Source organism: Stieleria marina, from assembly GCA_007741555.1.
GTDB lineage: Bacteria > Planctomycetota > Planctomycetia > Pirellulales > Pirellulaceae > K23-9.
Genome location: CP036526.1, coordinates 2,591,676 through 2,605,853 on the forward strand (window position 1 = coordinate 2,591,676; position 14,178 = coordinate 2,605,853).

The window sequence follows — 14,178 nt, forward strand, 5'->3', positions numbered from 1 at the left end:
GTGATGGAGTCAGTCATTGGCCAGAAAAACCAATTGATCCGGCGCGATTGCGACGAGGTATTCGTTTTTGCCATCGACGATTTCGATCTTGCGGGTTTGCCCCTGAGAAAGCGGACGCCCTGTGTTGTCGACGGGAACCAGCTGCACGGTATGAGTCCCGGCGGGCAATTCGATTCTCTGAGTTTGAATTTCGCGTGGCAGCATGCCCCAGCAACGCGTGTCCGCTTTTTCGGTGCTGCTCCAGACGGTTCCCGCCGCAAACTGAAAGATCGACGCTGATTGACCGGCCAGACCCAATTGTTGGCCCGCTTTGGCGACCATGGCTTCTTTGGTCGCGCGACGTACCACAGCGCGGGCGATCGTCCACGGCATTTCCGCCGAGATTTGATTGGCGGCCAATTGCGAAACGTCGGTCAAGGTTTGCGTGTTGCCGGCGGCCTGCCCATCAATGACCGTCGCCAATGTGGCAATGCTACTGGGCGGCAGGACCAATCGAGGCACTTTTACCGAAGCGATATTGGGAAGCGCAGTGGCGTGTTCTCCATCGTCGTCGTTGCTTTGACTGCTTCGCATCGCGCTGATTGCCTGCGATGCAATCGACAGAGCCGCGGTCGTCGTTTCGGCAACGCCTTCTTCTAAGACAGGTCCGCGACCGACGCATCCCAACACATACAACACTCCGTTGCCTGGCGAACTGTGCGTACCGCCACTTGCGCGTGCGATGTCCGCGTGAACTGGTGCAAAATCCGGACGCACATCACTGACCAATTGATAAGCTCGGGCCGCGTCGTCGTAATCGTGATGAGTCGCTTCGCGTAGGATTCCTCTCAAGTAGGGCGCGATCGCGATCGGCTGAAACATTTCGTCGACTTCGATCAGTCCACGAGCTTCGGCGGCGCTGGCCAGTTCCGATTGCCGCATCGCCGCCTGCAACGCATAGCTTTCCGCGTCCGCTTGATCCGATGACAGCGAACACACCGCCAGCATTGTCCGAATCATGACTTCTTCGTAGCCTGCCGGTCGATACACTCGCGAGAGATCGTCGGTCAGTATCGACGCGGCTTCGTGGATCGGTGCGACTTTGGGCAAGGCATCAATCTCGCCCCGCATTTGTCGCAGGCTGGCTTCCGCGGCTTTGGGTTTGCCGGATGCCAGTTCGATCATGGCCAGGTCCAGCTTCGCTGCCGCCGAGATCCGGTTGTTGTCGCCTGACAGGTCGACCAAGATTTCTTCGGCGGCCAGAATATCGCCTGCGGCAAACGCATCGCGCGCGACGTCCAACGTCTTGGGCGAAGTCGCGCAGCCGGCTGACATGCCGCACAGCAACACACCGAGTGCGACCCACAGGATCGCGATGCGAGAATGATCGCTGATGATGCTGCGCCCGAACATATTGATCGATTCCTTGGACAGTTCGGCTCTCTCTTGGCAGTGTCAGAGAGCGAAGCAGCCAAGTTGCTCTGGAGAAAGAACTGTTACCCGTCAGCTTGGTCGCCGACTCCATAGTTCCACCACTTGCCGACGCGCGACTTGGAGTAGCCTTTGCGGATTTTTGCGGACTCTTTGACGGTGTCGCCTGTGTGTATGTTGACCATCTCCAGGGTCAACAAATAATCGCGTTGACTGGTGCGATTGCGATCCGTGGTCCCGCTGGTGATGGTGGCGTACATCAGGTAGTCGACCGGAGTGCCTTGTTGTCCCAGTGCGTTGGCGAACGCGGTTCGATTGTTTGGCAAAAACAGGGAATCCGGACGCAGGCGAGTTTCGACCAAAGCGGCATCGACCATGCGGCGGCTGACGACGCGAAATGATTCGGCCGAATTGATTTGCGAATCGATGCGTTCGTAGAGTTGGTCTTTGAAGTCCAGCATTTCTTCGGCGCTTTTGTTTTCGATCCCGATGAAACACACGTTGGCGGGGCCGACGGCCAGCGGGGCATGGACGGCTGATCCAATGGTCATGTTTTGCGACAGGCCATCGCTGTCAAACGTGACCGGACGCACTGCAGTGGGGCATCGGCCCAATAGTTTGGCGACTGATTCGTCCACTAGCGGATTCCAAGTCGCGGCCCCCGCAGCGTGGCTGCCGACCATGTCTTTGTCGTCGTTGGCCAACAAGTGTCCATATTGTCGACCAGCGCATCCAGCGGCTAGCAAGCAGAGGGCGGCGACGGCCATGAATCGGCGGAACGGTCGATGGAACTTTGTGATCCGTGTCATCGATTGAGTCATTCTTTCGATTTCAGTAGTTGGGTGTGATGTCGTGGTTTCGAGCCGGCAGTTGCTCGCTGTTCAGCGAAACCGCCTCAATTACGTACCAAAATGCACTGATCATCAGCCATATCAGGCCGACGCCGCGGCGGTTGCACTATTCGCCGCGATCTTCCGTCCGGTTGAGGTCGCAATGGCATCGGAATCAAGCGTTTTGGTGGCGGTTGCACGATTAGCGGCGGTTATCGCAGTCGGCTTAGTCGTTTCATCGGTATTTATGGGCACCAGTTGTTGACAAAGCTGACCGCAGCGAGAAACTCTGTTGAGATCCCCGGGGCTTCCCGAAGCCCGTAATTTGCCGCGTTGTCAGAAAACTCCCGTTTGGTGAATTGACAGCAACCGGTGATTGGATTTTGTTGTCTGCTGCGATTGCGGCCCGTTTTCTTCAAACGTCGCGTCAAAAACCGGCTGAATTCGCTGCCGCTCCCTCCAAAAAACAGTTTTTCACGACACTGCCCATGACTGTTGTTTCCCCCGTTTCGACATTGCCATCGATTGGACTGCCTACCGATGTCTTGGTAGTCGCCGATGCTTCCGCGAGTCCGTTGGCTATTCCAGCTCCTCAGGTGCCTGCGCCGCAGCTGCCGACTCCCCGAGCAGCGGACGACGAAGAAGAAAAAGTCGAGGAAAGCGATGATGAAAATGACGATGACGACCTGGAAAGCGACTCATTTGGCAATGACGACGAAGCGGACACCGACGACGGCTTCAACGATGGATTGGACGAAGACGACGAATTAGATGAATTTGACGACATCGACGAAGACGACTTTGACGACGGCTTCGATGATGATTTCGAGGAAGAACTCGATGACGACTACGAAATCGAGATCGACGACGAAATTAGTGACGAATTCGGTCTCAGCACCGGACCGCCAAAGCCAGACAAAGACGAAGATGATCTTGGCGATTTCGAAGATTTCGACAATTTGCACCGCTAGGTGATAGGCGTTTCGCAGCGGCTGAGACGGACCCTTCAGGCCGCTGAGACGCATCCGCTGGGCCGCTTGAAACACAGCGGTCACTGGCCTTGGATCAACAAACTGGCCGGTCCTCTTAATTTCTGCGACAGTCGGTACAATCTTGCCGACAGGGCGACGCTTCTCTTTCGTGGCTCCGGCAGTGCTGGGCGATCAAAGTGAACGGGCAAGATGAACGATCAAGGTAGATTCGTGCCGACGCATTGCCGGTGAACTTACCGCGGCGAACCGGATGGTGGCCGATCACTTCGTTCGACGCCGTTTGGCGTTGCTTGAACCTTTCACCACCTCGCCGACTCTCTGTCGGTGGTTGTTGAAGTACTGTTGCACTGTTGATTCCGAAGCTGTCGTTTCCTAACACGATCCCTCACAAATTCGTCTGATGTCCGCATCTGTCAGCCCCTTTCGTGCCCCGAGTGGTAGTCCCAAATTTCCTGAACTTGAAAAGGAAATCCTGCAGTTTTGGGACGACAATGATATCTACAACGAATCGCTGAAGCGTCGCGCGGACTCTCCGTCGTTCGTTTTCTTTGAAGGGCCGCCAACTGCCAACGGCATGCCGCACCCCGGGCACTGCCTGACACGTGCGATCAAAGACGTGTTTCCTCGCTACAAAACCATGCGTGGTTTTCGCTGCGAACGCAAAGCGGGCTGGGATACCCATGGTTTGCCAGTCGAAGTCGAAGTCGGCAAAGAGCTGGGGATCCACTCCAAAGAAGACATCGAAAAGTTCGGCGAAGAACCGTTCATCCAGAAGTGCCAACAAAGCGTGTGGCGCTATATGCAGGAGTGGCAAACACTGACTCGGCGTCTAGGTTTCTGGGTCGATCTCGAAGAAGCCTATGTGACCTACCATCAAAGCTACGTCGAAAGCGTTTGGTGGAGCTTGAAAAACCTGTTCGATCGAGGCCTGCTTTATGAAGGCCACAAGATCGTTTGGTGGTGGGCACAAGGCGGAACGGCGCTCTCGGCCGGAGAAGTCGGTCAAGGCTACAAGGAAGTTGCTGACCCGAGCGTCTATGTTCTTTTTTCGCTCGTCAGTAATCCTCGACGCAGCTTGGTCGTTTGGACGACAACTCCGTGGACGCTGCCCAGCAACATGTTTGCCGCCGTTCACCCCGAATTGGAATACACCGTCGTCCGCGACGAAGAACTGGATCGCGAGCTGGTCATCGCGTCGGCGCTGGTCGAAACGATCGCCGGAAAGCTTAAGCGAGAATTCACGGTGGTCGACACCATTAGCGGTGAATCGCTGTTGGGCGAACGCTACGAACCTCCTTTCGATGCCTACCGCGGCAAAGACGATCCCACCGGCGAACTGGTCAGCGGTGGCAGCCAACATCGCTATTGGCGAGTCGTCGCAGCCGATTTTGTCACAACCGAATCCGGTAGCGGCATTGTTCATCAAGCACCGGCGTTTGGTGAAGTCGACCATGACGTTTTGGTGGCCGAGCAAAAGCGGTTTGCCGAAGGCAGCAAGCCAGAACTGTTGTGTGCGGTAGGACCGGACGGAAAGTTCACGGATGACTTTCCCGAGCAAAAAGGGGTTTGGGTCAAGGACGCGGACAAAGCGATCACGCGAACATTGCGTGACAACGGGCGGCTGCTATTGCAGGAGCAATATTTGCATGAGTATCCGTTTTGTTGGCGTGCCGACAAAGATCCGTTGATTCAGTACCCGCGGCGGAGCTGGTTTATCCGGACGACCAAGTTCAAGGACTTGATGCTGAAGAACAATTCGCAAATCGGCTGGCAGCCGGAGCATATCCGCGATGGCCGATTCGGAAACTTCTTAGAGTCGAATGTTGACTGGGCACTGTCGCGCGAGCGGTATTGGGGAACACCGCTTCCGATTTGGGTTTGTCAAGAAACCGGTCGTCGCGAAGCCATTGGTTGCTACGACGAATTACTTGCCAAACCCGGCGTGACGGGCACCGAAGTCTGGGCTGCTGCGAAGGCCAAAAACCCCGAGCTGCCTGACGATCTGCAAGTTCACAAACCGTACATTGACGCCGTGCAATATGACTCGCCGTTTGCCGACGGTGCGAAAATGAAACGCGTCACCGAAGTCATCGACTGTTGGTACGACAGTGGTGCGATGCCGTTTGCGCAGTGGGGATGGCCGCATCAAAATGATCAGAAATTCCGCGATCAGTTCCCAGCGGATTTCATCAGCGAAGCACTGGATCAAACGCGAGGTTGGTTCTACAGCCAATTGGCGATCAGCACGATGTTGTTTGGCGAAGGCGCCACGATCGCCGAAGACGATTCGCCCAAACCCGATACATCGGCGTTGGCACAGTTGGCTGATTCTGACTACCCGCATCCGTATCGCAACTGCATTGTGCTGGGGTTGATGCTGTCACAGTGGTACGAGGGCAACAAAGACACGATCGCTCTGACCGAAGCGGATACGAAAGAGCACACCGACGAGAAGTTCACGAAGAAGACCGGCAAAATGTCGAAGTCGCTGCGCAACTATCGCAGCCCTTCGGAGATCTTTGATCGTTACGGTGCCGATGCGATGCGGTGGTTCTTTTTTGCTAACCAAGCTCCGTGGAATTCGATCGTCTATTCAGATCAATCGATCAAGGATTCGATCCCCGAATTTCTGCTGCGGCTATGGAATGTCTACAGCTTCTTCAGCATCTATGCCGAAATCGATGGCTTCGATCCGACGTCAGCCACAAAGGTCGACGAATTTGTTTCCCCCCAGTCGCTCGCGTCTGCACCGACTTACCGCCCGGCCAGCGAGCGAAGCGAGATCGATCGTTGGATCTTGTCCGAGCTAAATCAGACGATCGAAGCGGTCGTCAGTCGCATGGATGCACTGGATAACTACAGTGCCTGCCAAGCGATCACATCGTTGGTGGACGGACTGAGCAATTGGTACGTCCGTCGTAGTCGCGATCGTTTTTGGGCCAGTGGTCTAGAATCGCAAGACAAACACGATGCTTACTGGACGCTGTACGAATCGCTGGTTGAACTTACCAAGCTGATCGCTCCCTTTGTGCCGTTCTTAGCCGAAACACTTTGGAAAAAATTGACGGCGCCGTTCGGCGATGTGGTTCTCAAGAGCGTTCATTTGTGTGACTACCCTGCCCCGCTCTCGGATCGCATTGATACGGATTTGTCGGTGTCGATGAAACTGTTACGCGAGATCGCTTCGCTGGGACGCGCCGCACGTGCAGAGGCAAAACTGAAAGTTCGTTTGCCGCTATCGAAAGTCGAAGTCGTTTTGGCGGATGATTCAAGCATCGAATGGCTGCAAAGTCACGATGAATTGGTGCGTGAAGAATTGAATGTTAAAGCTGTCGATTACACGACGGACGGCGGCGACTACGTGCAGTACACGGTCGTACCAAATTTCAAACGTTTAGGTCCCAAAGTGGGCAAGCAGATTCCAGCGGTCAAAAATGCACTTGCGCAAGCTGACGGCAATGAATTGCTCAGTCAATTACAGGCCAATGGCGTCGTGAAAATTGACTTGCCCGATGGCGAGCTGGAGTTGGACAATGAAGACATTCAGATCCGATTGAAAGCTCGCCAGGGCTGGGCGGCCGCACAGGGGCCCGGTTCGGTAGTGGTTCTGAACACCGAAGTCACCGATGAACTTCGCCGCGAAGGGACAGCCAAGGATTTGATCCGAGTCATCCAAAGCCAACGCAAAGAGATCGACTGCCAGTACACCGATCGGATCGAAGTCGGCGTTGTAAGTGATGACGCCGAAGTGGTTTCGGCCATCGAAGAGCATCGAGAATTGATCTGCAGCGAAACGCTAGCGGATTCTTTGAAGCTGCAATCGATCGATGGGATCGAAGCGGTCGACACCGATCTGGGACAAGTTTTTGTAAAAAAGGACTGTTAGCAAACAGTCGGTCGCTGGCCTGGATGAGATTCAATCGTTGACGATGCCCATGCAAAATTTACTTCCTATCGCGGTCTTCCTAAGTGGTGGAGGACGTACGCTGGAGAATCTGCTGACCCATCGCGATCAGCATGGTTTGCCGATCGACGTGCGACTTGTCATCAGCAGTCGTAGCAAAGTTCGGGGAGTCGAAATCGGTCGTGCGGCGGGAATCGAAACACGGGTCGTCCGCAAGTCAGATCATCCAAGTGCAGATGATTACTCGGCGGCCATGTTCGATCCTGTGCGAGAGTCCGGTGCCAAGTATGTCGTGATGGCTGGTTTTCTAAAGCACGTCTTGATCCCGGACGATTTTGAAAATCGCGTCATCAATATTCACCCGTCGCTGTTACCCGCGTTCGGTGGCGAGGGAATGTATGGCGGTCGCGTCCACGCTGCTGCGATCCAGCGCGGTGTCACGATCAGCGGTTGCACGGTTCACTTTGTTGACAACCACTACGACAACGGGCCCATCATTTTGCAGAAAACTTGCCCGGTGCTGCCTGGCGACACGCCGGACACGCTCGCCGCTCGAGTATTCGATTGTGAATGCGAAGCGTTGCCCGAAGCAATCCGTACTCTGCAATAGACCGGGCGGCCTCGATCTAGCCAGCCGATTATCAAGCCAGCCCGCGAATTCCGGCCGCCGTGCTGCTTCCGAACTGGTCCGTGTCGACTCCCATTCGCTGAGCCATTGCGAGAAGGAGATTTGCCAGCGGCGTGTTGGCTTTGGCGTCATGCGCGACATAGGATCCATGTTTGAATCCACCACCGGCGACGATCAGCGGCAGATTATGCCAGTCATGGGCGCTGGCGTTTCCAAGATTGGACCCGAACAAGATCGCCGTGTGATCCAACAACGGACTCCCGTTCTCTTGGATCGTTTTCAGTTTGTTCAGGAATTCATTGAAAACCGTGAACTCCGCGGATTCGATCTTCTTAAGCTCGTCGATCTTCTCAGGATCTTTGCCATGATGCGAAAGCCCGTGCCAGTCGCTCTTGACTCCCGGTACGACAGGCACCGCGTTCATGCCACTTAGTTGGTACGTGATCGTGCGGGTGGAATCGGTTTGGATCGCCAACGCGATCATGTCATAGAGTAAACGTTGTTTTGCGATGGCGTCGTTTTTCGCTGCGATGTCCTGAGGCAATTCAGCATCGACTTTTGGTTTGGGGCGTTGCACCCAGCCTTCGGATTGCTGCAGTCGTGATTCCAGTTCCCGCACTGCCGTCAGATACTCTTCCAATTTGTCTTGGTCGCGCAGCCCCAGTCTTTCGCTGAGAGTTTTGGCACGCGCGCCCACGGTGTCCAGAATGCTTCTGCCGCGCCGCAGATTTGCGATCTCTGCCTTGACTTCCTTTTCGCTGCCGCGGACAAACAGTGCCTTGAACATCTTTGCAGGCGAAGAAATGCCAGGGATTTCGACGCCGCCCGCGGTCCATGACATGCTGCGGCCGCTCGTAGAAACAGCCAAATACGGATACCGCGTCTCGAGCCCGACTTGCTGTGCGATCAACTGATCAACGGAGATCGAATTGCGAAAACCCGCCAGACCTGGACGCTGAGCAGACGTCAGCCAAGTCATTTCGGATGCGTGGCCGTTGTTGCCTTGCTGTTCGGGGTGCGAAAGACCAGACAGTACCGTGAAGTGGTCGCGATTTTCAGACAGCTGTTTCAGGTACGGCGTTGATTCGTAGTCTCGGCCTTCGGTGGTGGGAAACAAATGCGGCCCGTGAAATCCCAATGTCGCGCACATCGCCACGAATCGCTTGGGAGAAACGTCGCTCGGAGTCGCGGCCAAAACACGCTGCCCAAAAGTGGGCCCCATCGCGTCCAGCATCGGAAGCGAAAACGCTACGGCACCGGCACCACGCAAAAGATGACGTCGGCTGAGTCGCTTGGATTTTGAAATATTCATAACGGTTTACTTTCGTCGAAACGCATCACTGGTCACCACTAGTTTTATCAAATCGCCCACGCCGTGTCCGCGTATTTTGGACTGTGCCACCAGCTTGCCAATGGCATCACGATCCGAAAATCCCATCTCTCGGCCGGTCGCAAACGTCAATAACTTCGTAACAAACGATTTGGTCAATGCGTCTTCGTCGTCGGCAAGCAGATCGCGAAATTCACGAAACCCGTCAAACTGCTTGCCGTTGGCGAGTTGGCCGCTCGCGTCGACCGGCGGCCCGAGTTTGTAGCGGACTTTTCTACCGTTGATTTCTTTGACCACTCTTTCGCCGTCACCGAGCGAACGAAAGCGATCACGCCATCCACCGATCGGATTGAAACTCTCCAACGCAAACCCGGGAGGATCGATCATTCGGTGACAGCTTCGGCACGAATCACTGTCGCGATGTTTGGCCAGTAGTTCCCGCAGTGTCGAAGCGCCACGGCTATCTGGTTCGACGCCCGGAATTCCCGGTGGCGGTGGCGAGGGACGTTTTCCGACAATGCGTTCCATGACCCACACGCCGCGGACGACCGGCGAGGTGTTGGTGCCATTGGCTGACACTTTCAGTGTGCTCGCTTGAGTCAGCAAGCCTCCACGGACATGTCCATCAGGAATCGCAACGCGTCGGATCTGCGGGCCCTCCACGCCATCGATTTGGTACAGCTTGGCTAAGCGGTTGTTTAGCATCGCAAAATCCGACTGGACGATATTGCGGACTGGCAAGTTTTGCGTGATCAATTCATCAACGAAGCGGCGGGTTTCTCTAAGCATCGAAAACTTCAGAAACGCGTCATATTCGGGATACAATCTTTTGTCAGGGCTCGTAAATTCGATATCGCGCAGATTCAACCATGCATCTGTAAAATCGTTGATAAAACGTTGATGACGTTCATCGTTCAGCAAACGCGTTGCATGGCCAAGTAAGACCTGGGGATCACGCGACAACAAGGACTTGGCCGCATCATCTAGTAACGGCTGGTCCGGTGTTGTGCGGGTCAAAAAGTAAGCCAGTCGAGACGCGATCGCGTAGTCATCCAGCCATCCCTTCTGTTCACTCAAGAACAAAAACTCTGGCGATGAAAAGATTGCCACGACTGCCGTTCGCAGCGCGCGTTCCATCGTCTCGCCTTCGTCAATCTGTGATTGATATAGTTCGACAAAGTCCGCGACTTCGATTGGTTTAGTGGGCCGACGGAAAGCAGCGGTGGCCACTCGTTGAAGTACGTTTGCAATGTCTTTCGGCGCGTCGTCTGCTTGCAGGTCAAAAACGGGGACGTACCACGACTTACCTTTCGTTTCCGGATTCCTCGGCTCCACCTCGGTTCGCGTCAAACCGTCAAAAATAAGTTGATGTCCGCGGCTAGGAAATTCATCCGTCAGAGGGCCGACAAGCTCGACCTGTTTGATGGCTAAGCCGGGGCCTTGGTAGTTTTGAATGCCTTTGTTTTTTATTTCGTAGTGGTCATCGAAAATTCCCCACGGCGCGATTTCGACCATGTAGCGATCCTCGATGTCCGCTTCCAGTTCGATCGTTTGTGGATCGCCCGGTTCGAACGAATAGTAGCCGTACGTTGGCCGCTCCGCACCACGAGCGAACGTCGTGCTCCCGACACGAAACGTAATCGGCTTCGTTGACTGATAGGCGTACCCGGTGACTTTGATTCGATAGCGACCGGCCGCTTGAGTATTGGCGGTTCGGAGCATCCCGGTCGGATACACCAGGTCTTGGAAAAACACAACCGATCCGTCGGCCGCATGCAGCCACGCTTTACCAAGGTGTTTTTCCGCTTCGCGTGTCTCCGCGTAGTTCGCTACTTTTGTCTTGGGCGTTGGCTTCTGCGAGGTGCGCGCAATTGCCGAATCAAGCACCCCCTCGGCAGCCGCTATGTATTGTTCCAATTGCACCAGAGAGACATTGAGCGATTCGCCGACGTTTTCGAACTCGTGCGATCTGCCATCTTCGGGGAGTAGTTCTTTTAGTTTCAGCCGAGTACCGAAAAGATCGTTCATCGTGTTTTGGTATTCGCTGCGATTGAGTCTGCGCAGCACGGTGCCTTTTGTGTTCGCATGCTCTGTAGCGAGTGACAAGGCAAGTGCTTTTGAAAACGCAGAACGAACGTCCATGGTCGGTTGTTCGCTGTCGACCGGCGGCATCTCGCCGTCGGCGACCCGGTCAAAGAGTCGCTCCCATCTGGCAAAGGTCGCGGCGTCATTCAAGTTGTCGCCCAAGTCATCCAACGACAATCCGCCTTCATCCGCTCCGTCGGCATGGCAGTCGCCGCAGTACTTGGCAAGAAACGGATTCAGTATTTGCCGCGGAACGGTTTCAGCCGCGTGAGAGACGCCGACCCAAAAATCGCCCAACGCAAAGCCGCCAATCAGGACGACGGCAACGGCGGTGCGGATCAGAGTGACAACAGGGGATTGCAAATGAGGCACTGGGAGCTCGAACTTGTAGCGGCCATCGGTGGGAGCGGATTGATCGTGGGTGGGGCTGCGACGCGTTGCAGTGATCAAAGCTGCCGCGTTTGCAGTTGCAGCGTTCAGGCCAGCAACCGATAGCGGGGGAGTCAATATATCTTAATCGATGCTGGGCCCAATAACTTGCTGGCAGCATGTCTTATCGACGCCAACTTAGTTTTTAGACATGATGCTCGAGACGGTCCATTGGTTGGCCGAGCCGTTCTGGATTTGGTGCATCACCGCCAATAGGTCCGAAGCGTTGAAGGGTTTTGGCAGAAACCAAGTGATGTCGGGCCGTTCGTTGACAATCGAAATATCGTCCTGCTGGTGACCGGAAATCAAAATCACCTTGGCGTCGGGCGATGATTTTCGCACCTGCCGGATCCACTGAATACCGGACATGCCTGGGAGTACGATGTCGGTAATGAACAAGTCAAACGGTAGTTTCTCGCGATAGCATTCCCAGCCTTGTTCACCCGTTGTCAGGGCAGTCACCTCGTGTCCCGCGGTGGTCAGTGTTTGGTCAATGGCTGTCCGCAAGGTTTCGCGGTCTTCGATCAGCAGGACGCGTTTGGGGACTTGCCGTATCGGTGTATCAACTGTGGTTTCTGTTTCGTGTGAACTGGATTTCAAGGCTTCGTTTCGATGCCGCGGCAGCACAACGTCGACTTGAGTGCCTTGTCCGATTTGGCTGGTGACGCTGATCCAGCCACCCGCGTGCCGTGCTGTGCCGTGCGCGGTCGCCAATCCTAGCCCAGTTCCCTGTTCGCGAGGCTTGGTCGTAAAGAATGGCTCGACTGACTTGGCGGCGGTTTCAGGTGACATACCGGACCCACTGTCTCGCACGCTCAGGACCACGAACGGACCCGACTGAACCCCGTGGCTGATGGCTTCCTGCTGATCGACGTCTTTGAGTGTAAGTTCAATCGAAAGCTGGCCGCCGTTAGGCATCGCGTGAATCGAATTGTTGACCAGGTTGATAACAACTTGTTGCAACTGACCGGGATCGACGCAAACCCAGGTATCACGGTTTTGCACTGTCCAATGGCAATCGACATTGGCAGGTACCAATCGTTCGATCATGGGACGGCTCGTTTCTAAGAAACGGTTGATTTCGATGTTCTGTTGTCGGAATTCTTGCTTCCGCGCAAACGTCAGCAAGCTGGCGGTTAGGTCCGATGCCTGCCTTTGCGATTGCAAGATTCCGTTGCGTACTTCTTCGTTGTCAATGAGCTCGCCATAGATCCCGATCACGGTCAAAAGATTGTTGAAGTCATGCGCAAGACCGCCGCAGACGGTACCAAGACTCTCCAGTCTGGAGCGCTCCAGGATTCGCTCCATGTTGACCATTTCATCATCGATATCCTGGACCGCGATCACCCATCTTTGATTGCCGTGGGCATCGATCAAATTGCCGCCGGAGAAACGCAGCCATTTAACTCGTCCTGTTTTGTCGTCGACCTTGCTTTCGACGCAGAAATTAGTCTCGCTGTTTTCAGTCCGATGCAATTCACGCAACAGTTTGCGGCGTGCAGAAGCGGACAATAATGGCAACGCGTTTTTGCCGACCAAATCCGATGGCTCGAATCCCAGTTTGCCAATCAATCGTCCTTGTGCCCACACGACCGTCCCTTGGCTGTCCGTTTCGATGATCCCGTCGTAGGCGCTCTGGCAAATCGCCTCGAAGCGACGCTGCTGGGCGTGGGCATAGCCGCTGGCACTCAGTTCTGCGTCGCGAACTTGAGCCACCACCTGCTCTTTCCAAATTGTCGATCCGGTGATTGCGACCGTGATCAGCGCCAACACGATGGCTTCCGGGATCAGTCCTGCCATGTAAACGTCGGCGCTGATAGGAGGAACCCAGACACCCATGTGGGTAGCGGCCGACATACCCAAAAGGAAAAGCACGTAGCCTGCCAAGACGAGCGAGGCGATTCGAGTTCCGCCGAACAACGCCACCGCGATCGGGAGGGTCATGCCAATGGCGAGGTAATACAAGTCGCCAGTGAGTACAAATCCCGATGCGAAGCAAATGAAGACGACCGGTGTTCCCATCATCAAAACAGGAATCAACGCGCGAGTGCGCTGCAAAATTCCCAGCAAAAGTAGCAAGCAGACGCCTGTGGTGATGCTGATCCAAAATCGCGTGGGTGTAGAGAGTCCGCCCAATGTGATGGGGTTCGCGATGCTGACTAGACCGCCAGCTGCTAACAGGAACGACAGTGCGCGTACCTGCGATTGCGACCAAGACTGCTCAATCTGGCTGTCATTCTTTGACACCGTTGAAGTCTCTCCTCAGCGTTCTACCCAAACTTGCTGCCCAATTCAGTCACGCATGTCGCAACTGAACGACACCAACTTAGCCTGTTCGTTGTTTGTCGTCTGCGCCGTAGTACGCCATGGCATCTTTCTGCGCCGTGATGCGCGGTGCCAACACTAGGATGGGGGGATCGTACGCCGTAATGGTTGGCGCGGAACACAAACGTAAACCAACCGAGTGCGCCAAACTTCTGACGGTTTGCCTGCCAGGGTCTGCCAACGAATCTGCTTTACCGGCGCAATGCAAACAGCGGCGGCGAAATTGATTGAACCGACTCCGTGGT

At 55.1% G+C, this 14,178-nt stretch carries 8 protein-coding genes; 3 read left to right on the top strand and 5 right to left on the bottom strand.

Annotated elements, in window-relative coordinates; all coding sequences use genetic code 11:
* Positions 1-9: 9 nt before the first annotated feature.
* Complete coding sequence (locus K239x_RS08970; protein WP_419189854.1) at positions 10-1,392, bottom strand: COG3014 family protein; 1,383 nt, start codon at positions 1,390-1,392, stop codon at positions 10-12.
* A gap of 83 nt (positions 1,393-1,475) precedes the next feature.
* Complete coding sequence (locus K239x_RS08975) at positions 1,476-2,177, bottom strand: penicillin-binding protein activator LpoB (RefSeq protein ID WP_419190067.1); 702 nt, start codon at positions 2,175-2,177, stop codon at positions 1,476-1,478.
* A gap of 551 nt (positions 2,178-2,728) precedes the next feature.
* Here K239x_RS08975 and K239x_RS08980 point away from each other — a divergent pair.
* The 3 genes from K239x_RS08980 to purN all read left to right on the top strand — a co-directional run bounded on the left by K239x_RS08980 (position 2,729) and on the right by purN (position 7,746).
* Positions 2,729-3,211: a hypothetical protein gene (locus K239x_RS08980; RefSeq protein ID WP_419189855.1), complete on the top strand. Its 483-nt coding sequence runs from the start codon at positions 2,729-2,731 to the stop codon at positions 3,209-3,211.
* A 421-nt stretch (positions 3,212-3,632) separates the two neighbouring features.
* Complete coding sequence (ileS, locus tag K239x_RS08985) at positions 3,633-7,118, top strand: isoleucine--tRNA ligase (RefSeq protein ID WP_145417493.1); 3,486 nt, start codon at positions 3,633-3,635, stop codon at positions 7,116-7,118.
* 49 nt (positions 7,119-7,167) lie between these two features.
* The gene (gene purN / locus K239x_RS08990; protein WP_419189856.1) at positions 7,168-7,746 is read left to right on the top strand and encodes a phosphoribosylglycinamide formyltransferase; all 579 of its coding nucleotides are present in this window, start codon (positions 7,168-7,170) and stop codon (positions 7,744-7,746) included.
* A gap of 31 nt (positions 7,747-7,777) precedes the next feature.
* Here purN and K239x_RS08995 read toward each other — a convergent pair whose 3' ends face one another.
* From K239x_RS08995 to K239x_RS09005, 3 genes are read right to left on the bottom strand one after another with little or no spacing between them, the layout of a single operon-like run.
* Positions 7,778-9,076 (bottom strand): DUF1552 domain-containing protein, encoded by a 1,299-nt coding sequence (locus K239x_RS08995; protein WP_145417495.1) that lies wholly within the window; start codon positions 9,074-9,076, stop codon positions 7,778-7,780.
* Positions 9,077-9,082: 6 nt separating this feature from the next.
* Complete coding sequence (locus tag K239x_RS09000) at positions 9,083-11,686, bottom strand: DUF1592 domain-containing protein (RefSeq protein ID WP_145417496.1); 2,604 nt, start codon at positions 11,684-11,686, stop codon at positions 9,083-9,085.
* A gap of 60 nt (positions 11,687-11,746) precedes the next feature.
* The gene (locus K239x_RS09005) at positions 11,747-13,855 is read right to left on the bottom strand and encodes an ATP-binding protein (RefSeq protein ID WP_145417497.1); all 2,109 of its coding nucleotides are present in this window, start codon (positions 13,853-13,855) and stop codon (positions 11,747-11,749) included.
* Between the last annotated feature and the right edge of the window lie 323 nt (positions 13,856-14,178).

Coding starts and splice junctions, on each gene's coding strand:
- K239x_RS08970 (WP_419189854.1), bottom strand. CDS start 1,392: ATGTTCGGGCGCAGCATCATCAGCGATCATTCTCGCATCGCGATCCTG.
- K239x_RS08975 (WP_419190067.1), bottom strand. CDS start 2,177: ATGGCCGTCGCCGCCCTCTGCTTGCTAGCCGCTGGATGCGCTGGTCGA.
- K239x_RS08980 (WP_419189855.1), top strand. CDS start 2,729: ATGACTGTTGTTTCCCCCGTTTCGACATTGCCATCGATTGGACTGCCT.
- ileS (WP_145417493.1), top strand. CDS start 3,633: ATGTCCGCATCTGTCAGCCCCTTTCGTGCCCCGAGTGGTAGTCCCAAA.
- purN (WP_419189856.1), top strand. CDS start 7,168: ATGCAAAATTTACTTCCTATCGCGGTCTTCCTAAGTGGTGGAGGACGT.
- K239x_RS08995 (WP_145417495.1), bottom strand. CDS start 9,076: ATGAATATTTCAAAATCCAAGCGACTCAGCCGACGTCATCTTTTGCGT.